Origin of the sequence: Amycolatopsis pittospori, assembly GCF_013870525.1 — a bacterium.
Classification (GTDB): domain Bacteria; phylum Actinomycetota; class Actinomycetes; order Mycobacteriales; family Pseudonocardiaceae; genus Amycolatopsis; species Amycolatopsis pittospori.
In genome coordinates this window covers 1-26,865 of the sequence record NZ_JACBXD010000096.1, presented here as the reverse complement: position 1 = coordinate 26,865, position 26,865 = coordinate 1, and the positions used below count along the sequence as shown (strand labels likewise).

The 26,865-nt window shown below is 67.8% G+C and carries 26 protein-coding genes and 2 pseudogenes; 17 read left to right on the top strand and 11 right to left on the bottom strand.

The window, feature by feature from the left end:
- Positions 1-572 precede the first annotated feature (572 nt).
- Positions 573-1,550, bottom strand: a pseudogene (locus tag H5J31_RS40590) (ATP-binding cassette domain-containing protein); the annotation flags it as partial.
- 343 nt (positions 1,551-1,893) lie between these two features.
- Here H5J31_RS40590 and H5J31_RS34170 point away from each other — a divergent pair.
- The gene (locus H5J31_RS34170) at positions 1,894-2,643 is read left to right on the top strand and encodes a nucleotidyltransferase domain-containing protein (protein ID WP_181776805.1); all 750 of its coding nucleotides are present in this window, start codon (positions 1,894-1,896) and stop codon (positions 2,641-2,643) included.
- Positions 2,644-2,685: 42 nt separating this feature from the next.
- Here the strand turns inward: H5J31_RS34170 and H5J31_RS34165 are convergent, their stop codons facing one another.
- From H5J31_RS34165 to H5J31_RS34150, 4 genes are all read right to left on the bottom strand, one after another.
- A complete protein-coding gene (locus H5J31_RS34165; protein ID WP_181776804.1) occupies positions 2,686-3,102 on the bottom strand; it encodes a DUF6892 domain-containing protein in 417 nt (138 codons plus the stop codon).
- Positions 3,103-3,429: 327 nt separating this feature from the next.
- The gene (locus tag H5J31_RS34160) at positions 3,430-3,783 is read right to left on the bottom strand and encodes a hypothetical protein (protein ID WP_181776803.1); all 354 of its coding nucleotides are present in this window, start codon (positions 3,781-3,783) and stop codon (positions 3,430-3,432) included.
- 32 nt (positions 3,784-3,815) lie between these two features.
- Positions 3,816-4,667, bottom strand: a complete 852-nt coding sequence (locus H5J31_RS34155; protein WP_181776802.1) for an alpha/beta hydrolase — start codon at positions 4,665-4,667, stop codon at positions 3,816-3,818.
- The gene (locus H5J31_RS34150) at positions 4,664-5,890 is read right to left on the bottom strand and encodes a metal-dependent hydrolase family protein (protein WP_181776801.1); all 1,227 of its coding nucleotides are present in this window, start codon (positions 5,888-5,890) and stop codon (positions 4,664-4,666) included. The genes H5J31_RS34155 and H5J31_RS34150 overlap by 4 nt, the downstream gene beginning before the upstream one ends.
- A 53-nt stretch (positions 5,891-5,943) precedes the next feature.
- Here H5J31_RS34150 and H5J31_RS34145 point away from each other — a divergent pair, with 53 nt between their 5' ends.
- From H5J31_RS34145 to H5J31_RS34120, 6 genes are all read left to right on the top strand, one after another.
- Positions 5,944-6,513, top strand: a complete 570-nt coding sequence (locus H5J31_RS34145) for a TetR/AcrR family transcriptional regulator (protein WP_181776800.1) — start codon at positions 5,944-5,946, stop codon at positions 6,511-6,513.
- 519 nt (positions 6,514-7,032) lie between these two features.
- Entirely contained in the window at positions 7,033-7,737 is a 705-nt protein-coding gene (locus tag H5J31_RS34140) for a response regulator (protein WP_181776799.1), read from the top strand.
- A 100-nt stretch (positions 7,738-7,837) separates the two neighbouring features.
- On the top strand, positions 7,838-8,338 hold the full coding sequence (locus H5J31_RS34135; protein ID WP_181776798.1) for a lamin tail domain-containing protein: 501 nt from the start codon (positions 7,838-7,840) through the stop codon (positions 8,336-8,338).
- Between the two features lie 56 nt (positions 8,339-8,394).
- A complete protein-coding gene (locus H5J31_RS34130) occupies positions 8,395-8,703 on the top strand; it encodes a helix-turn-helix domain-containing protein (protein WP_181776797.1) in 309 nt (102 codons plus the stop codon).
- Between the two features lie 133 nt (positions 8,704-8,836).
- Positions 8,837-9,466: a lamin tail domain-containing protein gene (locus H5J31_RS34125; protein ID WP_181776796.1), complete on the top strand. Its 630-nt coding sequence runs from the start codon at positions 8,837-8,839 to the stop codon at positions 9,464-9,466.
- A gap of 203 nt (positions 9,467-9,669) precedes the next feature.
- Positions 9,670-13,725: a S8 family peptidase gene (locus tag H5J31_RS34120; RefSeq protein ID WP_207899246.1), complete on the top strand. Its 4,056-nt coding sequence runs from the start codon at positions 9,670-9,672 to the stop codon at positions 13,723-13,725.
- On the opposite strand, the gene H5J31_RS34115 is transcribed toward H5J31_RS34120, so the two are convergent.
- The 3 genes from H5J31_RS34115 to H5J31_RS34105 form a co-directional block, all read right to left on the bottom strand.
- Positions 13,688-14,719, bottom strand: coding sequence for a helix-turn-helix domain-containing protein (locus H5J31_RS34115; protein WP_181776794.1), 1,032 nt, complete (start codon positions 14,717-14,719; stop codon positions 13,688-13,690). The genes H5J31_RS34120 and H5J31_RS34115 overlap by 38 nt on opposite strands.
- 165 nt (positions 14,720-14,884) lie before the next feature.
- Positions 14,885-15,658, bottom strand: a complete 774-nt coding sequence (locus H5J31_RS34110) for a hypothetical protein (RefSeq protein WP_181776793.1) — start codon at positions 15,656-15,658, stop codon at positions 14,885-14,887.
- A gap of 65 nt (positions 15,659-15,723) precedes the next feature.
- Positions 15,724-16,491, bottom strand: a complete 768-nt coding sequence (locus H5J31_RS34105) for a class I SAM-dependent methyltransferase (RefSeq protein ID WP_181776792.1) — start codon at positions 16,489-16,491, stop codon at positions 15,724-15,726.
- A 282-nt stretch (positions 16,492-16,773) separates the two neighbouring features.
- Between H5J31_RS34105 and H5J31_RS40060 the strand changes: the two are divergent.
- The 4 genes and pseudogenes from H5J31_RS40060 to H5J31_RS40055 all read left to right on the top strand — a co-directional run.
- A pseudogene (locus tag H5J31_RS40060) lies at positions 16,774-17,124 on the top strand (HNH endonuclease); the annotation flags it as partial.
- Between the two features lie 65 nt (positions 17,125-17,189).
- Positions 17,190-17,741: a hypothetical protein gene (locus H5J31_RS34100; protein ID WP_236005560.1), complete on the top strand. Its 552-nt coding sequence runs from the start codon at positions 17,190-17,192 to the stop codon at positions 17,739-17,741.
- A gap of 169 nt (positions 17,742-17,910) precedes the next feature.
- Positions 17,911-18,417, top strand: coding sequence for a hypothetical protein (locus H5J31_RS34095; protein ID WP_236005559.1), 507 nt, complete (start codon positions 17,911-17,913; stop codon positions 18,415-18,417).
- Between the two features lie 42 nt (positions 18,418-18,459).
- The gene (locus tag H5J31_RS40055) at positions 18,460-18,603 is read left to right on the top strand and encodes a hypothetical protein (RefSeq protein WP_236005558.1); all 144 of its coding nucleotides are present in this window, start codon (positions 18,460-18,462) and stop codon (positions 18,601-18,603) included.
- Between the two features lie 58 nt (positions 18,604-18,661).
- Here the strand turns inward: H5J31_RS40055 and H5J31_RS34090 are convergent, their stop codons facing one another.
- Positions 18,662-19,441 carry a hypothetical protein gene (locus H5J31_RS34090; RefSeq protein WP_328701685.1) on the bottom strand — a complete coding sequence of 260 codons (780 nt, stop codon included), beginning with the start codon at positions 19,439-19,441 and terminating at the stop codon, positions 18,662-18,664.
- A gap of 84 nt (positions 19,442-19,525) precedes the next feature.
- Between H5J31_RS34090 and H5J31_RS34085 the strand changes: the two genes are divergently transcribed.
- Together H5J31_RS34085 and H5J31_RS34080 are read left to right on the top strand one after the other, a co-directional pair.
- Entirely contained in the window at positions 19,526-20,755 is a 1,230-nt protein-coding gene (locus H5J31_RS34085) for an amidohydrolase family protein (protein WP_181776791.1), read from the top strand.
- Between the two features lie 168 nt (positions 20,756-20,923).
- Complete coding sequence (locus H5J31_RS34080; RefSeq protein WP_181776790.1) at positions 20,924-21,334, top strand: hypothetical protein; 411 nt, start codon at positions 20,924-20,926, stop codon at positions 21,332-21,334.
- Between the two features lie 16 nt (positions 21,335-21,350).
- Here H5J31_RS34080 and H5J31_RS34075 read toward each other — a convergent pair whose 3' ends face one another.
- Both H5J31_RS34075 and H5J31_RS34070 read right to left on the bottom strand, forming a co-directional pair.
- Entirely contained in the window at positions 21,351-22,559 is a 1,209-nt protein-coding gene (locus tag H5J31_RS34075; protein ID WP_181776789.1) for a peptidoglycan-binding protein, read from the bottom strand.
- A 34-nt stretch (positions 22,560-22,593) separates the two neighbouring features.
- Positions 22,594-22,905 carry a hypothetical protein gene (locus H5J31_RS34070; protein ID WP_181776788.1) on the bottom strand — a complete coding sequence of 104 codons (312 nt, stop codon included), beginning with the start codon at positions 22,903-22,905 and terminating at the stop codon, positions 22,594-22,596.
- 380 nt (positions 22,906-23,285) lie between these two features.
- Here H5J31_RS34070 and H5J31_RS34065 point away from each other — a divergent pair, with 380 nt between their 5' ends.
- From H5J31_RS34065 to H5J31_RS34050, 4 genes are all read left to right on the top strand, one after another.
- Entirely contained in the window at positions 23,286-24,248 is a 963-nt protein-coding gene (locus tag H5J31_RS34065) for a D-isomer specific 2-hydroxyacid dehydrogenase family protein (protein ID WP_328701686.1), read from the top strand.
- Complete coding sequence (vanA, locus tag H5J31_RS34060) at positions 24,245-25,279, top strand: D-alanine--(R)-lactate ligase (RefSeq protein ID WP_181776786.1); 1,035 nt, start codon at positions 24,245-24,247, stop codon at positions 25,277-25,279. Before H5J31_RS34065 ends, vanA begins: the two co-directional genes overlap by 4 nt.
- Positions 25,276-25,884 (top strand): D-Ala-D-Ala dipeptidase VanX, encoded by a 609-nt coding sequence (vanX, locus tag H5J31_RS34055; RefSeq protein ID WP_181776785.1) that lies wholly within the window; start codon positions 25,276-25,278, stop codon positions 25,882-25,884. Before vanA ends, vanX begins: the two co-directional genes overlap by 4 nt.
- Before the next feature lies 1 nt (position 25,885).
- The coding region (locus H5J31_RS34050) for a UDP-N-acetylglucosamine--N-acetylmuramyl-(pentapeptide) pyrophosphoryl-undecaprenol N-acetylglucosamine transferase (protein ID WP_181776784.1) at positions 25,886-26,865 on the top strand (980 nt) is incomplete at its 3' end.

Sequence of the window (26,865 nt, the reverse complement as noted above, 5' to 3'; positions counted from 1 at the left end):
CTGCCCCTCGCCGCGGTGATCACCAGCGCGGAAATCGAACAGGAAGCACACGACCGCGGGGGCCTCAGTGCCGCGACGAGGCCGGGCACGTCGCACACCCCCAGCGGCCGCGCGGTGTCGTCCTCGGTGACCACGACCGCGGTGCTGCCGGTCCGCACCATGACGTCCAGCACGTCCCGCAGGGTGGCGTCGGACCGTACCGGGGGCAGGCCGTCCGGCCCGGCCGCCGGCCGGAGGTCCAGGTCACCCACCCGGATCAGCGCGAGCCGCTTCAGGTTCCGCTTCGAGCCGGCGAAGCTCGCGACGTAGTCGTCCGCCGGTGCGGCGAGGATCGCCTGGGGCGTGTCGTACTGCGCGATCACCGACCGCGGCCGCAGCACGGCGATCCGGTCGCCGACCTTCACCGCCTCGTCGAAGTCGTGCGTGACGAACACGATCGTCTTACGTACTTCCCGTTGCAGGCGAAGGAATTCGTCCTGCAATCTGGCGCGGGTGATCGGATCGGTGGAGCCGAACGGCTCGTCCATCAACATGACCGGCGGGTCCGCGGCCATCGCCCGCGCCACGCCGACGCGCTGCTGCTGACCGCCGGAAAGCTCACGCGGGTACCGGATGCCGTGCTCGCGGGTCAGGCCGACGACGTCGAGCAACGCGCGCACGCGGTCGGCGACGCGTCGTCGGGTCCAGCCGAGCAACCGCGGCACCACGCCGACGTTGGCGTCCACCCGCAGATGCGGGAAGAGCCCGATCTGCTGGATGACGTAGCCGGTGTTGCGCCGGTGCGCGTCGAGGTCGAGCGCCGACACATCGGTGCCGCCGATCGTGACGACGCCCGCGGTGGGCTCGACGAGCCGGTTGATCATCCGCATGGTCGTCGTCTTGCCGCATCCCGACGGACCGGTCAGTACGACGATTTCGCCCGCGGGGATTCGCATCGTCAGGTTTTCGACCGCGGGTACCGCACGTCCGGGGTAGAGCTTGCTGACGTCCCGCAGCTCGATGGTCTCGCCGCCCGCTCCGGCGGATCCTCCCGACGTCGTCGAAGCCACCGCTCGGCGGACACGGGGACGTCGCCGCGTGGTCAGCTTGCCGACCACCACGAAGGCGAGGTCGAAAAGCAGCGCCAGCACCATGATCCCGAGCGTTCCGGTGAGTACCTGGTTCAGCGAGTTGACCGAGCCGAACCGGCCGAGCCCGTCGAAGATCTCGTTGCCGAGGCCGGGGCCCTTGACATACGCGCCGATGGCCGCGATGCCGATCGTGATCTGCGTCGAGACCCGGATGCCGGAAAGGATCACCGGCCAGGCAAGCGGCAGACGCACTCGGAACAGCAGTCTCACGCGGCCGAACCCCATACCACGCGCCGCGTCCACCACGGCCGGATCGACGCCACGCAGCCCGACGATCGTGTTACGCGTGATCGGCAGGAGGGCGTAGAGCACCAGTGCGAACAGGACATTCGTCAGCCCCAGCCCGAACGGGCCGATCAGGATGCCCAGCAGCGCGATGGACGGGATGGTCAGGAACGCCGCCGTCGTCGTGGTCGCCATCGCGCCGAGCCATCGCCGGCGGTAGGTGAGCAGGCCGATCGTCATTCCGACCAGCACGGCCAAGGCCATCGCCGCCAGGGTGAGGTCCACGTGCAGGATCGCGTCGTTCACGACGTCGATCCAGTTCTCTCGGAGGTACTCCGACAGGCTCAGGGCACCGCTCCTCGACGTCGCAGGGCAGAAAATCGCCGACCACGTCAGGTCCGGCCGGGTCTCAGCCCAACACGTCCACGGGGCTCCTGTCCACAGCTCGACGTAAAGATCCGGACGACCCAACCCGACCGACCGTGATAGTAATACCGGTATAGTTATCCCGCCAAGACCGTCGCACCGCGGAGGAACGATGTTCGAAGTCGCGGAACGCGCCCAGGTGCGGGACGAACTGATCGCCGAAGCCCGTCAGGACAGGGACATTGTCGGCGCCGCTCTTGTCGGGTCGACCGCTCGCGGCGTCGAGGACCGATGGTCGGACATCGATCTCGTGCTCAAACTCGCCGGAAACGCGGACGAGATCGCGGTCGTCGCGCGCTGGACTCGATCACTCGACGACAAGTTCGGGGTTGCCGACACCCTCGACGTGATGTCGCGCGAGGGCGTTCGCTATCGAGTGTTCCTGCTCGACTCGTCACTCCAGGTGGATCTGTCGTTCTGGCCCCGCGATCTGTTCCGCTCCACCGAAAACGGCTTCCGGCTCCTCTTCGGTAGCGCCAACGAGCCGACGAGCCCGACAGGCCCCGACAGCGAGCGAGTGATCGGTATGGCATGGCTTTATGCGATACACGCCCGCTCCGCCATCGCTCGCGGGCGGTCGTGGCAAGCCGTCATGATGCTCGACGAGCTTCGCGACCAGATCATCACGTTGCTGTGCCTGCAGCACGGCTTGAACCCTTGGCACGGTCGCGAGGTCGACCGCTTACCCACCCAGGATCTGGAGGCGTTGAGCGATGGCCGGGCGACCTCGGTCGACTTGACCGAGCTCGAACGGTCTCGTCAGGTCCTGCTCCGGCACTACCTGACCGTGACCGAACACCACGACGCCAAGCGTGCAGCCGCTCTACGTCGCGCGCTCGAGCCCTTCACAGGCAAAGAATGAGGCGTTTGCGCAGAAACCGGCGAGAGCCGACGGGCGGACGAGTCAGAGCCAGTCCGCCCCGATGCCGCGAGAACGCAACGTCTCCAACGCCTCCTCGTTGCCCGTGTAGAGCAGTGTCATCGACTTCAGCTTGGGAAAGTGCCGCAGGTCGGCGAACTCGTCGACGTCGAACAGTCCGTCCTCGCCGTCCCAGTTCGGCGCGATCTCGAGGTAGATCTCGTTGCCGCCGTCCATCTCGATCTCGGTGATCTTTTCCGCGAGGTCGACGGGGACCTCGAGCGCCTCGAAGTAGGCCAGGGCCTCAGGTACCGCTTCGACACTCCCGTCGTCGAAGGTGAAGCCCTGCTCGGCGGCGTACTCCCGCAGGGTGAACCTCGGCAGGAGTTCCTGGTTGTACATCAGCTCCTGGACGACGGCGAGCTTGAAGTTGAGGTCGGAGAACGAGATCGGCTGGCTCATGTCCCGAACCCTACAAAGGGCGACGGCACCGCCATCCACGCGACCGCACCTCCCCTCGGCGAGGGCGGCGGCGCAGCGGACTCGTCAGCGGGCCCGGAGGCCCCTTGCTGTCCACAAAGGACGCTCTTCGTGATGCCGGCGACTGTTCGTTCCACCCGGAGGCGGACCGTGGCGGTGGCAGCTCGACTCCGGCCATCCCCGCTACGGCCGCGAATTCTGTCAGCAGCCCGACCACCAAGTCGGATTCCCGCTGCGGGGTTTCGGGTGTGCCCTGGTTCATCCAGACTCAGGCCGAGCATCAGAACCGTGTCCTTCACCAGAGCACCGTCACGAGGCGGCGTCACCCTCGATCACCGCGAGCGCGTCTCGGCCCAGTTGAGCCGACTCGTCGTCGCCAAGTCCTTCGTATAGGGCAATACTCTTGCCGGTTTCCTCGGCCGCGAACCGCCACTGGGCCCGTGTCAGCCGGATGGAGATGATCTGCTCCATGGGCGGCCAGTTCCCGTTCACCCAGGGAACCTGGTCCCAACCCGCTTCACGGATGGCCAGTCCGATGCCGACGGTCTGCTCATCACCGTCTTCGGCGGCAAGGGATACGACGTTGTCGACCTCGGCATCGATGCCCGCCCAGATTCGGGCGGTCATGCGCACCGTGATCGGTTCCTCCAGACGACTGTCCATGGAACGCATCCTTCACCTGAGCAGATGACCGTTCAAGCACGGCAGGTCCTGAGGTAACTGAGGAACGAGGCCTGCAGGCCGGTCACATGGGTTTCGCGCAGGACCGCGCTGGTGACGTCTTCGCCGCGTGAGGTGAGACGGTGCAGGACGGTGGCCGTGTTCTTCGTGAGGCTCTGGTAGATGGGCAGGTCTCCGAGTAGCTCTCGCTCGTTGAGGGTCACGTGAAGCTTGGCGGCAGGTCGCCTGTCACCCATCTCTTGAAGCTGGGCGAAGATCCGACTGTCTTCACTGGCAACACCGGGGCTGCCCGCTCCGATGCTCCCGAAGAGCGTGTTGCCGGTGAGCCAGGTGTAGAGGCTGAAGAGGCCGCCGTAGGAGTAGCCGAAAAGGCCGTGGCCGCTGGTGGCCGTGCCGTAGTCACGTTCGATCCGCGGATGCAGTTCCGCGGTGAGGAAGCTCAGGAACGCATCGGCGTGGGTGTCGCGCAGTTCGGCGAGGTAGGCGTCGGATTCCTCGCGTGTCCGCGCGCCCGTTCGCACTCCCATCTCCACGGCATCGATGAGCTCCTTCGCGATGGGCTCGCCGGGTGGCACGAGGTCTCTGTTGCGCAGCCGATCCCAGTGTTGTGCGTCTTCGCCCGCGTAGCCGACGCTGACCTGGAGGTAGGGCTGGATCCGCTGCATGGGGTCCAGCTGCGTGACGATGAGCGGAGCCGTCAGGCCCACGGCCCAGTTGCCGTCGAGCACATACACGGCGGGCACTTGCGCCACGGCGGGGTCGTGGCCCGGTGGCGTGGTGACCCAGACGCCGTAGTCGTGCCCACCGCTGGAACGGATCTCGAAGTAGTCGGTGCCGGCCAGGCAGCCCTGCCATATGGCACTCATCGCACGTCCTTCACGACGCGTCCGGCCTGGACGACGAGGACGGCGTTGGCGGGCTCGGCGAAGAGCTTCGGATCTTCCAGCGGGTTGTCCTTCCAGAGCACGAAGTCCGCCTGCATGCCGGGAGCGATGACCCCCACTTCGCCGGACAGGCCGAGGATCTCGGCATTGGTCTTCGTGGCCGCCACGAGAGCTTCCATCGGTGTTTCGAGGTCCGCGCGCAACTTGAGCTCTTCGCCTCGACGGTCCTGAGCCGGACCGATGAGATCGGAACCCAGCCCGATCCGCACCCCGGCCTCTTTGGCGACGGCGAGCGCCTCGGCCATCCGCTCACGAACTCCCAGCACACGATCGCGGGTCGATTCGCCGAGGCCGGCTCCGGCGGTGTCGTGCAGCAGTTGCTCGACGACGGCGAACGTGGGCACCAGGGCGATCCCGCGAGTGGCCATCAGGGTGGCTGTGGACTCGTCGAGGTCGGTGCCGTGTTCGACACAGCGCGCCCCGGCCTCGATCGCGTTCCGGATGCCGTCGTTGTTGTGGGCGTGAACCGTCACATAGGTGCCCCGTGCCGCGGCTTCCTGGACGGCGACGGCGATCTCTTCCACGGTGAACTGGGTGTCGGTCAGCCGGTCGTGAAGGCTGACCACGCCGCCGGTCACGCAGAGCTTCAGGAAGGAGGCGCCGCGACGGAACGCTTCGCGCACGTTGCCTCGCAGCTCGTCCGCGTTGCCCGACATCATGGACAGGGCGCACAGCCCCGGAACGTGATGACCGCTCCACAGCTCGCTGGGTTCCCAGTCTGCCCCGTAGTAGCCGTGTCCACCGGTCTGGCACTGAACAGGTCCGCACGACAGGACGCGCGGCCCCCTGACCTTGCCCTTGGCGATCGTGGTGACGACGCCGCCGTCGATCCCGCCGGTGTCCCGGACGGTGGTGAAGCCGGCATCGAGTGTCGCGCCGGCCGTGGCGAAGATGTCCGCCGCGATCTCGGCGGCACTGAGCTGGAACGAGAACTGCGGCTGGATCGGGCTCGACAAGCCCAGGTGAACGTGAGCGTCGATCAGTCCGGGTGTCATCGTCAGTCCCCCGGCGTCGAAGTGCTCGCCGTGTGCGCCGGAGGCGCCGAGCTGGGCGAACCGCCCGTCTTCGACGGTGACGTCGACGTCGGCGGGGTCGCGACCCGACCCGTCGACCACCGTCGCGCCGACCACCTGGAACCGTCCCACGAGTCGTCCCTCCGTCGTTGCCCTCTGTCTTTTCCAATGGATAAACTGTGGGAGTGATCCTGTCAAGCACGGAACGCAACGGCGACGCACGCGAGCGACTCCTGGCACGGCTTCTCGACGCCTTCGGCGAGGCCCTTCCCTCACCGGAGGTGTCGCTCCGCGAGATCGCCGCCCGGGCCGGGACCAGCCACGCCCTCCTGCGCTACCACTTCGGGTCACTCCCGGGCGTCTTGGCGGCCATGCTCAAGGCACAGCGATCTCGTGACAACGAAGTGCTTTTCGAGACCGCCCAGCAGGGCACCTTCGACGACCTCGTCGTGGCGACCTGGCGGTCCTACACCCGACCGGAGCAGCTGTCGCGTGTCCGCGGCTTCTTTCACGTCGTAGGACTGGCCGCGTACAGCCCGGAGGACTTTCGTGAGTTCATCGACTCGCTCGACGACCTGACCAAGATGCTGGCCTCGCTCGCGGAACGCGAAGGGCTCGACACCACGGAAGCGCTGACCACGGCCACCGTCACCGTCGCCGCGATTCGCGGCCTGCTCTTACAGGAGGTTCTGACTCCGGGAGCCTACTCGGAGGACGCGGTCGCCTTGATCCTGCGCATGAGCCGTCCGCGGTAATACGCGTATTACCGCGGAATACGACTTTCCGAAAACCGATGCGCCGAGTTTTCAACGAAATGAACCAAGCCGGTAGGATGAACGGGCGCGAACGGATACGCCGAGTGCCGGTTCACGAACCGAAAAAAGACGCACCCGTCGGATCATCCTTCCCCGCGGGACCTTGACAGTACAACGGGATGCTGCTTCCACGTGTCCGGTGCGGCGCGTTCGGAATCTGTATCCCCGTTCCGCCGTCCGGCCCAAATCCGGCCACCGCGCGAGGGGACTTTCTCCCTTGTCACCCGATTGCTGGTCCTCACCCGCGAGGAGAAGCGGGAAGATCCATGCCGGACCGCGACGAAAGAGGATTCGGCGAAAAAATGTGCACCGACGTCGCAGCGGCGGTCGGTTCGACGGATCGCCCGAGCGGCCGAACCTGTTCTTGGCGCATGCGGGCGCCGCCGGGATGACCCCGGCCCGGACCGACCGCACGGCCCGGGGCCACCCCGGCGCCCGTCAAACACCCCAAGGGGAACCATGAACCGCGTCACCACGCTCGTAGTAGACGATCAGCCCCTCATCAGATACGCGCTCAGCAGGCTGTTGCGGGATTCGGCAGGGGTGGGGGCGGTGGCCGAAGCCGCGAGCGAGCCGGAAGCGTTGTCACAGTGCGAAAAGCGCCACCCCGACATGGTCATCACCGAGCTGTCGATCTGGGGTGAGCCCGCCGGGACCGCGATCTGCCGGTTCGTCAAGGAACACTTCGAGCAGGCGGCCGTCCTGGTCTTCGCCGGTGACGCCTCGCCCTCGGCCATCGCCATGGCGCTGAACGCGGGCGCGGACAGCTTCGTGCACAAGTCGGCCAGCGGCGGCCAGGTGATGTCGGCGGTGCGCTCCACCCTCGCCGGGCAGCGGGTGTGCCTGCAGGCAGGCGGAACCCCGCCGGCGGTCACCGAAGCCGTGCGGTACGCGAGCCTGATGACAAGACGGGAGGAGGACATCCTCGCGCTGATCCTCTACCGGTGGTCGAACGACGAGATCGCCGAGGAACTGCACCTCGCGACGCAGACGGTGAAGAACTACGTCAGCCGGATCCTGCAGAAACTGGGCTTCGGCAGCAGGCGTGACCTGTTCCGAGCGCTGCGATTCAGGCCGGGCGGCACCTCGTTGCCACGGCTGGAAACGACTGCGCAAGAGGGCGAGTCGTACGCCGCGGACCGGCTGGCCGGGTACCGAGGCTAGGCCGGTCGGGTGGGCGGCGTACCGGAAGTACCGAGACCGGATCAGGTTCGGTACCCGCCGTATCCTGTGGCACCGAGATCATTTTTCTAGCGTTGCTGTCATGAGGAAGCCAGGTTCCCTGTTCTTGATCCTCGCGCTCGCCGGAACCCCCGCGCCGAACACGGTCCGGTCTTCGCCGGCCAAGATCCATGAGGTGCTCGGCGGCCCGGCCGGCTACATCGATCTGCACAACACCGGCGCCGGCACACTCGACATCGGCGGCTGGTCCGTTCAGGCGTGCACAGGCGGAGCCGTACCCGTAGAGCTGGCCACCATGCCCGCCGGGAGCGAAATCCCCGCCGGTGAGCATTTCCTCATCACCGGACAGGGCTTCGGCGGGACGGTGCAGCAGTTGGTCGTCGAGGCGATCGTCGGGGACGGCGAGATGCTGCTGGACCGGCGCGGAGCCCGGGTGGACAGCGTCGGCTGGGCGCCGTCGTCGTCCTGCCGCGAGAACCAGGCCGCCGTCACCTGCCCCGGTTTCGCTCAGGCAAGGGACGCCGCCAGTCGTGACACCGACAACAACAAGGCCGACTTCGGCTGTGTTCGACCACTCGACTGAGAGTCGTTCACCTGCCGGTTCCCATCCGTTTGCGCCAGTATCAGAAAGGTTCGGTCGTGGCCGCGAAGAGCGGACGCGGGGATGCGACCCCGCTGTACGAACTACTCGCCGAACAGCGAATCGCGAAAGGCTGGTCACAGTGTGACCTGGTCGCGAAGCTGCATAACCTCTCCGGGAACGACAGCGTCACCCGGGAAGAGATTTCCCGCTGGGAGCGCGGAAAACGTATCCCCGGCCCGTACTGGCGGCAATGGCTCAGCGACGTGCTGGACACATCCAGCCGGGAGCTCGAACTCGCCGCCGCGGTGGCGAGAAGACTGCGCCGGAAAGACGCACCCCGGCCTCGATGGACCATTATCGATTGACGGGAAAGTACCGAAAAACTGGCCCCTTCCCGGCCGCACCCCGATTCTCGGATACTTATCTGGTCGCCACCGGCGGAAAGGATTCCGGTCCGGCGAACAGATCCCCCGGCAATTTAGCTGAAAGGAATTTCTCATGCGACGAATTCTGGGCGCTTCGGCGGTATTCGCGATGCTGGCCATGGGTATGGCGGGCGGTGTCGCGAACGCGGCAGGCGAGAGCGAGGGAACCGAGGCCGCGCCGCTCGCTTCGTCCACGGTGGTCGTCAACGAGGTTTCGACCCGCGGCGTGAACGGTCTGCTCGACGAGTACATCGAGCTGCGCAACGTCTCGAGCCAGCAGCAGGACGTGAGCGGCCACGTGATCCGCATCTACTCGCCGTCGAACGTCGTGGTCGACACGATCGTCCTGCCGGCGGGCACGATCCTGCAGCCGAAGGGCAACGCCGGCCAGTTCGCGGTGCTGATCGGGCAGAACTTCTCCGGCACCATCGCCGACCAGACCTACGTCATCCCGTTCACGCTGACCAGCGTCGAGGGCATCCCGACCCTCGGTGGCCTCTCGGTTCAGAACCTGGCAGGCGCGAAGATCGACGGTGTCGCCTTCAGCAACTCGGTGATGACCCCGCGCGAAGGCCAGGCGGCGACTCCGGAGAGCAACGTCACCGATCAGCTCAACGCGGCGAACACCCGCAACATCCTGAGCACCGACACCGACAACAACCGGCAGGACTTCTCGCTGCAGCTGCGCTCCCCGGGTCTGTGATTCAGAAGAACTGACCCGTTTCGACCGGGCCCGGGCCGCCGTCGGCGGTCCGGGCCCTTCCATGGCGGTATCTCGCCAACGGCGACATACCGCCACCGAGAGTTATGTTCATCTGGGAACTCGTGCCTCATCCTCTGGGAAATCCCTTTTCGAAGCGGCCGTGACCACGGCCGCTTCGCGCTATACGAGGAGAGTGAGGCTCGATGTTCCTCCGTTCCCCTCAGGTGAAAAGACGACCACGGCACCCCGTGGCGATCCTGGCGGCCTCCGCGCTGATCGCCCTTTCCCCGCTACCGGTGACCGCGACCGCCGCGACCGCCGCCCTGTCCGCGCCCGCTCCCGTCGCCGGGCGGCCGGACGTCCATCGCGTCACGTTGCTCACCGGCGACGTGGTGACCTACGAACGGGACGGCGCCGGACACGACAGCGCGCAGGTCGAACCGGCGGCTCGGCCGGACCGGCCGAGCCCGGCGTTCCAGATCACGACCACGGCCGAAGGACTGATGGTGTATCCGTCGGACGCGCTTCCGTTCGTCGGCAAGGGATTGCTGGGACGCGAGCTGTTCAACGTGACCGCGCTCGTCGGTGACCGGCGTGACGACACCGCGAGCGCCACGATCCCCGTCATCGTGCGCTACGGCGACCGATCGGGTCTGTCGGCACAGTCACTGGACGCGAAGGCGAAGGCGCTTCCGCAGATCCAGCGAGCCACCCCGCTCGTCACGGCCAACGGGGTGGGATTACAGGTCAAGAAGGCGGGGACGGCCGAGTTCTGGCGTTCACTCGTCGCGTTCGACCCGGGTGGGAAACCCGTGCTGAATCAAGGGATTTCGCAGGTCCGGCTGGACAGGAAGGTCCGGGTGGCGCTGGACAAGAGCACCGGGCAGGTGGGGGCGCCGTCGGCGTGGAGCAGCGAGTGGACCGGGAAGGGGACCACGGTCGCGGTGGTGGACACCGGGATCGACGAGAAACATCCCGACCTGGCGGGCAAGACGGTCGCCTCGGCGGATTTCAGCGGAGAAGGCGACGTCGTGGACCGCCATGGCCACGGCACCCACTGCGCGTCGATCATCGCCGGTACCGGCGCGGCCTCGGGTGGCCGGTACAAGGGGGTGGCACCGGACGCGAAGCTGGTGGTGGCCAAGGTTTTCGACGCCTCCGGCGAGGGTGACACCGCACAGGTCATGGCCGGGATCGACTGGGCCGTCGCGCAGGGCGCGAAGATCGTGAACCTCAGCCTCGGCGCCGGCGTCAGCGACGGAGCCGACCCGTTGAGCGAGCAGCTCGACACACTCTCGGCGAAGTCGGGCACGCTGTTCGTGGTCGCGGCCGGGAACTCCGGGCCGGGCGACCGGACGGTCACGACACCGGGGGCCGCGACTTCCGCGCTCACGGTCGGGGCGGTCGGCAGGGACAACTCGATCGCGTGGTTCAGCAGCCGCGGCCCGCGCCTGCGGGATGCCGCGGTCAAGCCGGAGATCACCGCACCGGGTGTCGGGATCGTCGCCGCACGGGCCGCGGACACGGCGATGGGCGAGCCGGTGGACGACTCCTACACCGCGGCGTCGGGCACTTCGATGGCGACGCCGCACGTCGCGGGCGCCGCGGCGATCCTGCTGCAGCAGCAGCCAGGGCTCACCTGGCAGAAACTGAAGAACACGCTCGTCACCACGGCCAAGGACGTCGGCCTTCGCTGGCATGAACAAGGCGCCGGACTCCTCGACGTCGCACGGGCCGTTTCCCAGAAGGCGACCGGCACCGCCGTCGCCAGCTTCGGCCGTAACGAGCGGAACACCACCGGCGCGGCACCGGTCGTACGGCAGCTGTCCTACACCAACTCCGGGGACCAGCCGCTGGCACTGAAGCTGAAGCTGACCGTGCAGCCCTGGGACGGCGGCACCAAGCCCGGCACCGGGATGCGCCTGGCGAAAACGGATCTGTCGATCCCGCCGAAGTCCACCACCACCGTCGACCTCGCCGTGGACCCGGGCGAAGGGGTGGCAGGCGTCTACGGTGGCACCGTGTCGGCCACGACCGCGGACGGGGCCAACTCCGTGCGGACGCCCGTGAGCACCTACAACGCGGCGGAGCTGTTCCCGGTGACGATCCGGGTACGGGATTCGGCGGGTGGCCCGGCTCAGCTCGCGTCGGCCCAGCTGATCGACGACGCGGCCGGTGCGGGTAACCGCAACGACCCGTTCCTCGACCAGGTCAGCCAGCAGATCGGCCTGGTCGACGGGGTCGGCCGGGCGCTCGTGCCCGCCGGGCGCTATTCGGCACTCGGCTGGGTGCTGGAGCACGGGCTGACGGTACGTCGCTGGTCGGCGGTGAGCGCGACGCAGGTCTCTGTCACGGCCCCGGCCGAGATCACGCTGAACGCGGCGAGCGCCGTCCCCACGGGGCTGGTCACGCCCACCCCCACCGACCTCCGGGACCGCACGGTGATGCTGCGGCGCGTGATCCCCGGCGGAGCGGGCTTGAACGGCTACGTCGGCGAAGCCGGGCTGACGGCGGGCGCGGGCTGGGACGTACGCGTGGCACCGTCGGCGGCCACCTCGGTCGGCGCGATTTCGTTGCAGGACAGCGCGACGCTGTCCCAGACCGCGGTCGAGCTGCGGGTCGTCGGCGGCTCGCTCGTGCTGAATCCCGCATACGACGTACCGACGCTGACAGCGAAGTCACCCGGTGAGCGAACGCTGCCGGTCGTGTTCGGCGGCGCGGGTGGCGCGAGCGACCTCGCCGGTCTCGACGTAAGCGGGAAAGCCGTTCTGGTGAGGATCCCGGTCCCACCCGGGTCGCCGAACCCGGCGGGCGACGTCTCCACCGGCATCGCGAACGCGGCACGCGCGGTGGCCGCCGCGGGTGGGGCGGCCCTGATCCCCTACGCCGGTTCACCGGGTTCGCTGAGCGTTCCGGGACTCGGCAGTTCGGTGGTGCCGACCCTGTCCCTCGGCTGGGACGAAGGAGAGGCACTGCGGACCGCCGGCGCGGTTTCGGTGCGGTTGCTGGTGCGCGCGGCTCCGGACGCGATGTACAACCTCAGCTACCTCGACGCCAACGGGGTGCCGAAGGAGCTCGTCCGGCGTGTCGACCAGAAGACCCTGGTCGCGACGAAAACCAGCTACCAGGGCGAGAAACCGGGACTGACCGGGCAGAAGAACTGGTACGCCTTCCCGACCGGCCTGTGGAAGACGCAGGCGGTGCAGGGGACGAAGATCCCGGTGCCGGGCACGTGGACCGAGTACACCGGCCCGGCGAACGATCGGCTGGTCTGGAAACGGGTGGTCAGCCTGTCCGGCACCGACACCGCGGGGCGTCGCGCCGCGCTTTCCATGAACGCGCAGAACATCTATCGCGCGGGCGAGCGGTCGAGGCCGGACGAGAGCTGGTTCCGCGCGCCGCTGCACAGCGGATCGGTCGAACTGCCGTCCGACCATCCGGCTCGCTACCCGGCGACGGCCCAGGGCTGGGCGGTGCTGTGCTCGATGTGCCGTGGCGGCACGGACCCCGACCTGTTCGTCCCCGCGGCGCAGTGGTTGGACGGCACGGCGGGTGCCGGTTCGGGCGGGCACTACACGAATCCGTACGAGAACGCGCGGTACTTCGCGGCGACCACGGTGCGGCTGTACAAGGACGGGACCGAGATTCCGCGATCCAATGCGGACGATCCACTCGCCCTGCTCCCGGTGTTCCGGCTCGCGCCGGCTCCCGCCACGTACCGGCTGGACGTGACCGACGCGATGCCCGGCCAGGCGCAGATCGGCGTCCCGAGCGGAGTGCTGTTCCAGAACGCCCCGCGGACCGACACGTCGTGGACGTTCGCCTCGGCACGGTCCGAGGCCGCGTCGCCGCTCGGGTTCGCCTGCTACGAATCGGGTACCTCGTGTTCCTTCCAACCGCTCATCCAGCTGGACAACCGGCTGCCGCTGGATCTCGGCGGCCGGGCACCGGCGGGGCGCCCGTTCACCTTCGACGTGTTCGCCGGGTCGCACAGCGGCGCGCGTGGCGGCGGGCCGGTGACGCAACTGCGGGTCTCGGCGTCGACGGACGGCGGGCGCACCTGGACGGCGGCGACCGTCCGTCCTAACGGGAACGGTCTGTGGTCGGTGACGGTGGCCCATCCGCGACTCGCGGCGACCGACGGGTTCGTCTGGCTGCGCACGGACGCACGGGACGGCTCCGGCAACACCGTGACGCAGACGGTCCAGCGGGCCTACACCCTCACGGACGTGGCGAAGGCGAACCCGCGTCTTCGATGACGTCCTCCTCACCCGCGGGGTGGGTCGCCGGCAAGGTGACCCACCCCCGGGTGGCGACCTGAAGCCCGGCCTGGAACCGGGTGGTCGCGCCGAGTGCGGTCATGATGTCGCGGAGACGTCGCTGGAAGGTCCGGTAGCTCATGCCGAGCTGATTGGCGATGCTCCGGTCGGGCAGCCCGGTGGTCAGCAAGGCGAGCAGACGGACGTCGGAGGGCGCGACGTCCGCCTGCTCGGCCGAACCGGGCAGGCGCAGCGGAAGTCCTTTCTGCCAAAGGAAAGCGAAGACGGCGCTGAGCGCGTCGAGCAGGGCGCACGGGTGGATCACCAGTGCCGTGTCGACCTCGGGGAGATCGGAACGCAGCGGCACCAGTCCGATGCGTTGGTCGACCACGATCATCTTCAGCGGGGCGGTGGTGACCACGCGGGCCTCCTCGCCGAGGGCGAGGCCCGCCTCGAGATCGGAGGACAGGTCGTGCATTTCCAGCGCACTACGCTCGTAAACCCCGCGAAACCGCACACCCCGGGCGAGAAGATCACGTTCGGCGGGATGCAGCACACTCGGCGTTTGCGCGTAGGGCGGTTTGTCGACGAAGGCGACCTCCTGCTCGGCCGAGCGCAGCAACTGATCGGCCCGGTCGGCGATGAGCACGTTCCCGTGGATCACCTCGATCAGGTCGACCGGGCGTTCACCGGACGTCGCCCGGTACCGCTCGCGCAACCGGTCGGCGACCAGCCGCGCACTCGCGAGTTCCTGTTCCTTCCGCCGGAGCATCGCCTCCAGCGCGATCTCCGGTCGTACCGCCGAATAGTCGTCCGCGGCGCCGGGAAGCTTGGTGAGCAGACCTTTTTCGGTCAGCACACGCAGAACCGGGAGCAGCCGTTTTTCGGGCAACCCGGTTCGCCGCCGGATTTCGGCGACGGTCATCGACCCGGTACCGGCGAAAGCATCGTAGACCTCGACGTCGATTTCACTCAGACCGATGATGTCCAGCAATTCCTCACCCGCCTCGGTCGCTTTCGCCCGACCATACCGCCGCGCTTCGGCGGGCAAAAGGGACCGGAGCGCGGGCAATTCCGCTATTGCCTTGGTCCGAATGAGGGAAGTCTCGACAGCAGTAATCTTTTCAGGCGGAAGGCGACTCGCTGTCCGCGTGACGCTCTACTTCGAAGACGATTGAGCCATCCGGGTACGCAAGGCCTCGGCGGCTTGCCACGCTTCGTCGATCGGCACGATCCACTCGTCCTCGCGATCGATCGACTCGTCGTCCACCCGGATGCGCAGGGCGGGTCCGGCGCTGGGCGTGACGGTGTACGACAGCCCGATTTCGACCTCGTCGCCGCCGGGCAGATCGATGACCTCGACCTCGGCGACGCCCGGGAACGAGACCACGTCGTCGTGATCGTCGTCGAGGTTGCGGCGGACCTTGCGCCGGATCCGCACGGCGATCTCGTCCTCACGGATCAGGAACCGGCCGTCGGCCTCGTCCCGGAGCGCGAAGGACAACTCGACCGTCGCGCCGGCGAGGTCACCCTTGGGCCTGGCCAGCACCGAGGCCGAAGCGTTCCGCACGGCGAGCCACGGCACGAGCGAAAGCACGACCAGCACCGCGACGGCGATGAGCAACCGGCTCTCGCCGTCACGCCAGCTCAGTACCCCCACCGCGCCGTAGACCCCGGCGACGACCCCGCTGATCGCCGCGACCCGGTTCCAGCGTGCGGGCGAGTTCCGCCGGACGTACCCGAACGACAGCAAGATCAACGCGAACGCGAGGAACCCCAGCACCGGCAGGATCGAGCCCCGGTTTCCCGGCCCCACGAAGGAAACGACGCACAGCGCCACCAGCGCGATCGGACCCAGCGACATCGCGATCAGGTACCTGCGCCGGGCGCGGGCGAGCACCAGCTCGCTGTCCGGTGTGGACGGTGTGGTCATCGCGCTTCTCCCCTGGCTTCGTAACGCCGTGTACGGGTCTTGCGGGCCTTCGCGACGCCCGTTGTTCACAGGTCCGCCTTGAGGATCGCGTTGGCGTCCTTGACCAGCACCATCACGTCCTGATGGCGATCCCACGCGGCCTCGTCGTACCCGGCGAGACGCAGGTCGGGCGTCTCCAGCGCGCGCTGCACCGCCCAGCCCGGCGAGCTGAGCGAGATGCCGTACCCGTCGTTGCCTTCGTAGTCGTTGTAGCCGAAACCGCAGGCCTTGTACGCGGCGAGAATCCGGTCGGTGGCACGCGCGTCCAGTCCGTAGTCCTTGCCCGCCTCGGCGCGCATCGCCATCCTGCGGCCGTGCGTGGTGACCACCGCGACCCCGCCGGGAGCCAACGCACGCGAAAAGTAGCGCAGCAGCGGACCCCAGTTCGGGGCGTCGAGATGAGTGAGCACCGAACCGCACCAGATCAGGTCCACCTCGGTGACCTGCTCGATGTGATCGACGTCCGGGGCGCCGGCGACCGGCCGCGCGCCGAACGCCTCGGCACAACCGGCCAACGCCGCCGGGTCCATGTCGCACGCGATCAGCTCTGCCGACGGGAACGCGGCCCGCAGCGAGCGCATCACCCGGCCGTAACCACACCCGAAGTCCAAGAGCCGCTGGGGTTCCGGCCTTCCGGTGACCTGCAGCGCGGCGAGCACCGCGCGCAACGCGTCCTTGGACACGCTCATGTAGTGGCCGGTGTTGTTGTCGGAGAACATGCTGTCGCCGTCGGCGATCGTGGTGCTCACTCGCGTCATGATGTCCGCGACGGTCTCGTCCAGCGTCTCGCTCATTTGTCCCCCTGGGTGGTCCGTCCCGCGTGGCAACGGCGACACGCGGCAGGCGAAGGAATTCTACCGGCAGGTCTTCGGCGGCCGGCTGGAGCTGGGGACCATAGCGGACGGTCGGACCCGGCTCGGGGTGAGGCACGGTTGCCTCACCCCTCGACGACCGGAAGGATGCCTGTCCGTGGTCGGCCGGTTGTGGTGAAATCACCCTTCGGTGTTATCCGCACCTTGTTCATTGTCACTTAAGATTACGAACACGCGTTCGACAGGATTTGATATTCTTTGAGGGTGTCCGAGACGATCCTTCCCGAGTTGCCACAGGAGTTGTGGCGCGCCGGCAAGCTGGAGCTTGCTCATGGCGTGCAGCAGTTCCTGCGGCTGATGCGGGTCGCCTCCACCGGCCTGGGCCAGTACCTGGCGGAGATCGAGTCCCGGGGATCCAAGGATTTGTACGGGTATGGGACGACGTTGGCGTGGTTCGCCGATGTCGCGGGATTGTCTCAGGCTGAGGCGCGTCCGTATGTGAGTCAGGCGATCGATCTGAATCCCACGCGTGCTCTCGATGGCCGCGAGGTTCCCGCTTTCGCGCCCGCGACGGCTGCTGCGGCGGCCGAGGGTGCGATCGGGCAGGAGCGGATCAAGCGATCCCGTCCACAACCGAAAGTCGATATCCGCAGCCCTGGAACCGAAGTACCGTGGGGTATATGGACCGAGGCGCCTGGTACGGACCGCCCGACGACATGCTGGGCCATCCCGCGCCGATCGAGCAGTTCGTCGTCTGGACGGATGACACGGTCGTCGCACTTCAACACGCGCTCGCCTATCGCGACGGCTGTTGTTTCACTCTGCAAGTGGCCGTCCGGCGGGGTTCGTCGGACGAGACGGCGTGGAGGGCCTTGACCGACAGACTCGTCACAAGAGGCTTCCCACCCGAACCGACCGACGCCGACCTGAAATTCGGAGTCCGCTTCCCCGACGGCTCGGAGGCCACCACGGTCGGCAACGCCTTCGACGGCTGGGCGAACCCGGCCGATCGGCCGGAAGCTCCGAGGCTCGTCGAGGCGGGCAGCGGATTCAGCAGCGACGACCGGTATTACCAGAGCGACCAGCGTCTTTGGCTCTGGCCGCTTCCACCACCCGGCCCGTTCGAGTTCGTCATCGAGTGGCGGAAAATGGGCATCGACGCTGCCGCTGCGACGATCGACGGAAGCGCGATCGTCCGCGCCGCGGAACAGGCCCGGCCGTACTGGCTGTGATCGGTTCCCGCCCGAAGGTTGCGTGTCCGGCCGAGGTCGTGCCCGCGCGGACAGAACCGGTCGAACGTTCGGGCAACTCTCTGCCGTGCAGGCTCCCTGAAGCAACCCGGATCCTTTTACGACGTCTTCCGGATAGAGCTTCGAAAAAAGGCTGCGAGAGGGGCGCGAAATGGGATTCACGGCGAAGAAGACGATCAAGATGGCCATTGTGGGCGGGGCGGTCGCCGCCACCGCATTTCTTTCCGCGTGCGGCGGGAACAATGTCGCGGGAAATGGTTCTCCGGTGAAGAACGCGGCGGTCGCGGAACAGGCGACGGAAGGCGGAGGCCAAGGGGCCGCCGCCGGCGGTTCCGGCGCCGTGGAGAACGGCGACGTCAACTGCAGCGAGCACGGCGGCCCGGTCGGCGCGCCCGGGCGGCAGAAGATGGACCTGATCGCGGTGGAAGCCACCGACGGCACCATTCCGGGCTGCACCGAAGCGTTCAACGTGATCACCGAGTACTTCCAGAAGCTGCCGCGGGCCGAAGGTCCGGGCGAGCGGGTGCTCGACGTCCGGGGGAAGTGGACCTGCGCCCGTCAGGCGGAGTCCGCGGGCGGCGAGCAGGGTGCGGTGACCTGCGGTGTACCCAACAGCTCCCTGCAGCTGGAGACCAGGCCCTCGGGCGGCACCCGGTGAGGCGCCTGCCCGCGAGTTCCCGAACACCATCCGGCCGGTCGGATGGTCCGTTTCCAGCTCACCGACGAGCAAGGCGGTCAGGACCAGCTGATCCAGCGGCTGAAGGACGGTAACCCGGTGCTCGCGCGGATCAGCGTGAACGGCGACGACCGGATCACCACGGTCAAGGAGATCTACCGCCCCTGATCCGGGGATGATGCGAGAAACCGGCGGCCGGGGATTCCCGGCCGCCGGTTTCTCGCGGTCAGTTCTGATTCACCGGCCACGCCGCGGCGGGATGGCAACGGGCCGGACAGGCGAAGATGTAGACCATATTGCCGAGGAACAAGCCGTACTCGCCGGGGCCGAAAGTGAAGTTCTGTTCGGGTTGATGCGGTTGCTTGTCGAAGCCCGTGTTCTCGGGAAGCTGGCATACGAACCTCAGCTCGGCACCGCAAGGGCAAGTGAAGGATTCGCGCTCCTGCGCCCAGCACGGGACGCCACCGATCTTGAACTCGTCCACCCCATCGCCCCGGGCGGCGAACACCTCGTCCGGGTCGCGATCGTCGAGGAGCGCGTCACCGAGCGACCAGACCGTGATCCGCTCGGTGGCCCGGCCGACCTCGAGCACACGCGGCTGAAGATACGGCTCCACCTCGACGGCCGGATCGGTGTCGTCGCGGTGGAGCATGATCCGCCAGAACGCGCCCTCGCCGTGGTACCGCCGCGGCGGCTCGTCCCAGAACCGCTCCGGCAACTCCCCCGACATGTCGTCCGCGGAGACCGCCTCGTTGTGCACCGGGCACTGGAAGACCAGCAGGTGTTCCCCGCCGAACACGGCGACGTCCGCCGGGATGTCGGCCTGGAAGAACAGGATCATCCGTTCGCCGCAGAAACACACCGGCCAAGGCTCCCCCGCGGGCAGGATCGGCCATCCGCCGACCGTGTCGCGAGCGCCCCGCTCGACCGGGCCGCTTCCCTCCCGCACCAGGTACATCGGGACAGCGGACTCGTGGACTACGGACGGCGCCTGCGGATCGCTCACCCGCCCACCCTATCCAGCACACCCGGCCGTCTTTGGTATGCCAAAGTAGGGCGACTTCGGGACCCGTCGAGAAAGGTGCTCTCCGTGTTGATCCGTGACGTCCGCCCATGGGGTGGACAGCGCAGTGACGTCGACGTGGCCGACGGCCGGATCGCCGCGGTGCGACCGCACGATCCCGCCGCCGCGCCGGCGCCGGACACGGTCGAGGGGCGAGGGCGGTTGCTGTTCCCGTCGTTCAGCGACGTGCACGTCCATCTGGACTCGACCCGCGTCGGCCTGCCGTTCCGGCCGCATACCGGCGCGCCGGGCGTCTGGGCGATGATGCTGAACGACCGCGAGAACTGGCGCGACGCCGAGATTCCGCTGCCCGAGCGCGTCGCCGGGACGCTGGAGCGGATGATCGCCAACGGCACCACGCGGGTGCGCAGCTACGCGCAGGTGGACGTCGACTGCCGGCTGGAGAAGCTCGATGCCGTGCTCGCCGCGAAGGAGCGGTTCGCCCGGCACGCGGACGTCGAAGTGATGGCGTTCCCCCAGGCGGGAATCCTGCGCGAGCCCGGCACCGCGGACGTACTGGAGGCCGCGCTGCGCTCGGGTGCCACGGTCGTCGGCGGGATCGACCCGTGTTCGCTGGACAAGGACCCCAAGGGCCATCTCGACGTCGTGTTCGGGCTCGCCGAGAAGTACGGCGTCGAGGTGGACATCCACCTCCACGAGCCGGGCCACCTGGGTGTGTTCTCGACCGACTTGGTGATCGAGCGCGTCCGTGCGCTGGACATGCGCGGCAAGGTGACCATGTCGCACGCGTACGGGTTGGGGTCGGTCTCGGAGTCGGTGAGCCGTCGCCTGATCGACACGTTCGCGGAACTGGACATCGCGATGGCGACCGTCGCGCCGTCCGTCGACGGCCAACTGTCCCTTGTGGACCTCACGACGGCCGGCGTGCGCGTCGGCCTGGGCGAGGACGGCCAGCGGGATTACTGGAGCCCGTACGGGAACTGCGATCTGCTCGACCGCACCTGGCAGCTGGCCTTCACGCACGGTTTCCGCCGGGACGACCTGATCGAGACGGCTCTCGCCGTCGCGACGATGGGTGGCGCGTCGATCATGGACCACGACGTCCCGCGCCTCGCGGGTGTCGCCGACCACCCCGGCGTGGCCGTGGGCGACCGCGCCGATCTGGTGCTGGTGGACGGCGAAACCCCGACGAGCGCGGTGATGGACCGCGGCAAGGACCGGACGGTGCTCCACGACGGTGTCGTGGTGGCGGACGGCCTGTCGGTGGTGAACCTCGCTGGACCGAAGTGGTCGTGAGCGCCGATTCGGCTTAGGGAGGGGTTCGGCGCAATTCGCCGAGGTAGGGCCCTTCTTTCGGTTTACCGGAACGCGAGAATCGAATCACCCCGCGCTGTAACATCACCGGGGCGAGTCGAAACGGTCGGCTTCGGCCGAATCGCTGTTCCGCTATTGGGAGGTAGCTTGATGTACACCCCGTCCGCGCGATCCTTTCCGCAGTCGCTGAACCCCGGCGACCCGGTCCGGGATGCGGTGCTCCAGGCCGCCTTCGCACGGCTCGAAGACGCTTTCGACGATCGCGTTCGCGTGGAGGTGGAACGCCTCGACCGCATCGGTCCCTGGGTATTCCTGCAGGGAACCATGCGCGGCACCGAAATCGGTCGTCCGTACTACGCCGGCACCGGCTGGGAGGCGCGCCGGGCCGACGGCGTCATGTCCGACGTCTACGTCGCCCTGCTCAAGAAGGTCGACGAAAGGGCCGTCGACAACGACGCGCGGTCCTGGCGCTTGGCCGACCACGCCATCGGGCCGACGGATGTGGCCTGGCTGACGTGGCCGGACGAGCACGAGGCACCGCGCGCGTTGTTCGGATTCTGACGAACCGCTAGTCGGCTCAGGTCGGCGGGGTGAGGATCTTCACGAGGCCTCCGCCGCCGCCCATGCTGATCTTCTGCGAACCGTCGGGGTTGACGTTGTTCGAACCGATGAACTGACCGTCGCCCGCGTACAGCACGACGTGCCCACCGTTGTTCGAGATCACCACGTCGCCGGGCTTCGCTTCGGAGAGCGGCACCGACTTCCAGCCGTCCGCTTCGAGGTTGGCCGTCAGACCCGCGACCGAGGCGCTGGCCTGGTTCTTGTCGATCAGGCCGGACGCCTCGAGGCAGCCCGAAACGAAGTTCGCGCAGTTGACGTTGTTGGGCACCCAGGACTGCATGGCGGGCAGCTCACCGCTGCGCTTGAGGTCACCGGCGTTCCGGCCGAGGAACTGCTCGGCGATCTTGGCCGGGTTGTCGCCCTGGGCGTCGATCGGCTTGGCGGGCCTGCCGTCGCCCTGGACGCCGGCGACACCACCACCACCGCCTCCCCCGCCACCACCGCCGCCGTCTCCGCCGCCGTAGGACGGAGCCGGGCCGACGCGGGAGTCGACCGGGGTGGCGTGGCTGCTCGACGCCGTGGTCCCGCCGGTGTCGGCGGGCACCAGCTCCAGGAAGCCGCCCTCGATCTCCAGGCCGAGCGGCTTGAGGAGATCGTCGATCTGCTTCTCGGCCTCGTCGAGCGCCCGCTCGATCTCGTCCTTCTTGCCGTTGGAGTCCTTCTCGTTGAGCTGCCGGAGCCGCTCGATGTCGGACGCGGCGGCGGCGATCTCGTTCTCGTCTTCGGAGCTGTTCTTCCGCCTCCGGGCGGCCCCGATCAGGGCGCGGTTGTCCGCGTCCTTGTCGTTGGCCTCCTGGGCGAGCTGGGCGACCTTCTTCTTGACGTCGTCCAGGATCTCGGAAACACGCTGGAGGATGTTCTTGGCCGCTTCGGCCTTGTCGCTGACCTTGTAGCTGGCCTTGCCGAGCTTTTCGAGGTGGTCGGCGACGGCGTCGGCGTCCTTGCCTTCCCATTCGCGCAGCACGTCGTCGCGGAAGACCTTGAGGTCGTCTCCGAGATCGTTGGCCCTGGTGGCGGCTCCGCCGACCTTCGCGGCCTGGTCGTTGACCGCGCGCGCGTTGAGCTTCTGCGCCTGCTGGGCGTGTTTGTCGATGGCGTCCAGCGACTTCGGACGATCGTGCGACGGGTCGTCGAGCGCACGCTGATCCCGCTCCGCGGTGGTCATCGGTAAATCCCCCTGGTTCCCGTCTTCAATCCGATCAAGCCCGCTCGCGGTCGCCGCCGAGGGTGTGCACACCCGCGGCTTCGTCGTTGCGCATGCGCTGGGCGGCGGTGAGCAGTGCCTGGGACGCGGCGTCGACGAGCTTCTCGGCGGCGGCCAGCTCGGCGTTCACACCCTTGTGGAACCCCTGCACGGTCTTACCCGCGCTGGCCGCGTTGCTCAGGTCGCCGAAAGCACCACCGGAATCGCCGTTGCCCAGCTCCGTGCCCGTTTTGCTGAAGCCGTCCTTGAGCCCGCCGACCTTCTTGGCCAGCGCGGCGATCTGCTCTGGGTCGAATCGGCGAGTCATGAGTGGTCCTTCCAGTCCCGGCGCCTGCGCCCGTGTTCACCTGCTCGCGCAGCCTATGAGCTCCCACCCACCCGTGCGCGACGTTTCCCGAAAAGCGATGACGCATTCGTGTACACCGACGCACCCGGCCGCGCATCGGTTCCCTGATGCCAGCCGGAAGATCTTACCGTGCCGGGGCCCGCCTCATCGACCGCGAACCGGACAGGACGGCACCCCGACGTTACCGACCGGTAACATATTGTCGGCGTATCGAAATCCCCATACGTACCGGCAACGCCGCACCGCCTTGACTCAAGGGCATGACCTACCGCGAACCGGCACGGACGGCGGCCCCCCGCACCCGAGCGCCGTCGCCCTGGTCCTTCTCCCCCGTCCCCGGAATGGGAATGACGGTCTACGGGTGCGGAGAGGACGAGGCCGCCTTGTTCCGGGAGATGGCACCTCGCGTCGGGATCCTGCCGACCATCACCGAGGAAGCGGTATCCGAAGCCACCGCCGCGCTGGCATCCGGGAATCTCTGCGTCAGCGTGGGCCACAAGACCCCGATCACCGATCGGGCCCTTCTGGCGCTTCGCCGATCCGGCGTTCTTTACCTCTCGACCAGAAGTATCGGATTCAACCATCTCGACGTGGACTACGCGAACAGCATCGGCCTCCACGTCGAAAACGTGTCCTATTCACCCGACAGCGTGGCCGACTACACGCTGATGCTGATGTTGATGGCTGTGCGCAACGCCAAATCGCTCATCCGGCGTGCGGAGGTTCACGACTACCGGTTGAACGACGCACGCGGGAAAGAGCTTCGTGACCTGACCGTCGGGGTGGTCGGTACAGGGCGCATCGGTGCGGCGGTCATGGAAAGGCTGCGCGGCTTCGGCTGTCGCGTCCTGGCCCATGACCGTCGCCCCGACGCCGACGCCGACTACGTCCCCCTCGACGAATTGCTGCGGCGGAGCGACATCGTGACGCTCCATACGCCGCTCGACGCCGATACCCACCATCTCCTGGACCGACGGCGTATCGAGTCGATGAAACGTGGCGCGTACGTCGTCAACACGGGACGCGGACCGCTGCTCGACACCGAGGCCCTCACGTCGGCCCTGGAAAGCGGCGAACTGGGCGGCGCCGCGCTGGACGTCCTCGAAGGCGAAGACGGGATCTTCTACGAAGACCACCGGGACAAGCCACTGGAAAGCGACCTGTTGTCGCGGCTGCAGAAGCTGCCTCAGGTGATCATCAGCCCGCATACCGCCTACTACACGGATCACGCCCTCCGCGACACCGTTGAGAACTCGATCCTCAATTGCCTGGACTTCGAACGCAGAAAGCAGCGCTGGATATGAAACTCGGCATCATCTTCGGGGGAAGTTCCGAAGAACATCCCGTCTCCGTCAAGTCGGCTCAAGAGATCGCGAAGAATCTCGACACCGACAAGTACGAGCCGTTCTGGATCGGGATCACCGAGAACGGCGCCTGGTGGCTTTGCGACGGCCCCGACGAGGGCTGGGAAACCGCCGCCGGTTCGCGTCCGGCCATCCTGTCTCCGGACCGGAACGTGCACGGGCTCCTCGTCCTGGACGAAGGAAAACACGAAGCGATCAGCCTGGACCTCGTCCTGCCCGTTCTGCACGGCAAGCAGGGCGAGGACGGTGTGATCCAAGGGCTGCTGGAGCTCTCCGGAATCCCCTATGCCGGCTGCGACGTCCAGGCATCCACCCTGTGCATCGACAAATCCCTCACCTATCTCGTCGTCGCGAACGTGGGGGTCGCGACGCCGGAATTCCGGATCGTCACGGCGGGCGAGGATCTCGATCCCGATGAGCTCACCTATCCCGTCTTCGTCAAGCCGGCCCGCTCGGGGTCGTCCTTCGGCGTCAGCAAGGTTTCCAGCAAGGAAGACCTGCCGGAAGCACTGGAGACCGCCAGGCGGTTCGACTCGAAGGTGGTCCTCGAACAGGCCGTCGTCGGCAGCGAGGTCGGCTGCGCCATCCTGGGGAACGGTCCGGATCTGATCGCGGGCGAGGTGGACCAGATCTCCCTCTCCCATGGTTTCTTCAAGATCCATCAGGAGGACGACCCCGAAAGCGGGTCCGAAAACTCGACGATCGTCGTCCCGGCGGACATCCCGGCGGAGACGCGGACGCTCGTCCAGGAGACCGCGAAGGTCATCTATCGCGCCTTGGGATGCAAGGGTCTGTCGCGAGTGGACCTGTTCCTCAAGGAAGACGGGACCGTGGTCCTCAACGAGGTCAACACCCTTCCCGGCATGACCTCCTACAGCCGGTACCCGCGGATGATGGCCGCCGCGGGAATGCCGCTCTCCGAGGTGATCGACCGGCTGGTGAACGTGACTCTGACGGGCAAGGTCCGATGAGGGACGACTTCGCCTTCGTGGACGAACTGGTTCCCGGGATCCGCTGGGACTCGAAGTACGCCACCTGGGACAACTTCACCGGCAAACCCGTCGACGGCTACGAGGTGAACCGGATCGCCGGCACGAGGATTCTCTGCGCGGCCTTGGAAAACGCGCGGGAAAAGGCCGCGACCCTCGGCTTCGGCCTGCTCCTCTGGGACGGCTACCGCCCGCAACGGGCCGTGGATTCCTTCCTGCGCTGGTCGGAACAGCCGGAGGACGGCCGGAGAAAGCTCCGGCACTACCCGCATATCGACCGGGCCGAGATGTTCGAAAACGGTTACGTGGCAACGAAGTCGGGTCACAGCCGGGGCAGCACCGTCGATCTGACGCTCTATCACCTGTACACCGGCGAGCTCGCCCAGATGGGCGGCGATCACGACCTGATGGATTCCGTCTCCCATCACGGGGCGCCCGGGGTCACGCAGGCCGAGGCGAAGAACCGCCTGGACCTCTGCTCCATCATGGAGTCCTGCGGTTTCCGGTCCTACGCCTGCGAGTGGTGGCACTACGCGCTGAAGGACGAGCCGTATCCGGACACCTATTTCGACTTTCCCATCGCCTGACATGAGAGAAGAAAGCGCGACGGCACCCCGCGTGGTCGTCGTCGGCGGGCATTCGGCCGGGCATATCGAGCCCGCGATGAATCTCGCCGACGCGCTGCGACGGCTGGAGCCCACGGCCGAGATCACCGCCCTCGGCACCGTTCGCGGCCTGGACACCAGGCTCATCCCGGCCCGCGGCTACCCACTCGAACTCATCCCGCCGGTGCCGCTGCCCCGCGAACTGAACCGGGCCCTGCTGGGGACGCCGGGCAGACTGCGCGGCTCGGTGGCCGCGGCCGGGGCGGTGCTCGACCGGGTCCGAGCCGAGGTCGTGGCGGGTTTCGGCGGCTACGTGGCCCTGCCCGCCTACCTCGCCGCCCGCAAACGGGGCCTCCCGATCGTCGTCCACGAGGCGAACGCCCGGCCCGGGGTGGCCAACCGGCTGGCGGCCCGGCTGACGACGCACGTGTTCACGGCCGGGCTGGGGGTCCGGCTGGCGCACGCCACCGCCATCGGGATCCCGCTGCGGCCGTCGATCACCGGGCTCGACCGGCCCGCGCTGCGCGACGAGGCCCGGCGACGGTTCGGCCTGCGCCCCGAGGGGCCGGTCCTGATGGTCACGGGCGGCTCGCAGGGCGCCCGGACGATCAACGCCGCGGTCTCCGGCGCGGCCTCGGCGTTGCGAGCGGCCGGTGTTCAGGTCCTGCACATCACCGGGCCGCGGCACGTCGTCGAGGTCCCGGACGGCGATCCGCCTTACGTCGTCGTCCCCTATGTCGACGAGATGCGGTACGCCTACGCCGCGGCCGACTTCGCGATCTGCCGCTCGGGGGCGATGACGTGCGCCGAACTGGGCGCCGTCGGACTTCCGGCCGCATACGTCCCGCTGCCGGATCGCGGCGGCGAGCAGCGGCTGAACGCCGAGCCGGTCGTCGCGGCCGGTGGGGCGTTGCTGGTCGACGACGACGACTTCGACCGGGCGTGGATCGAGACCACGCTGAT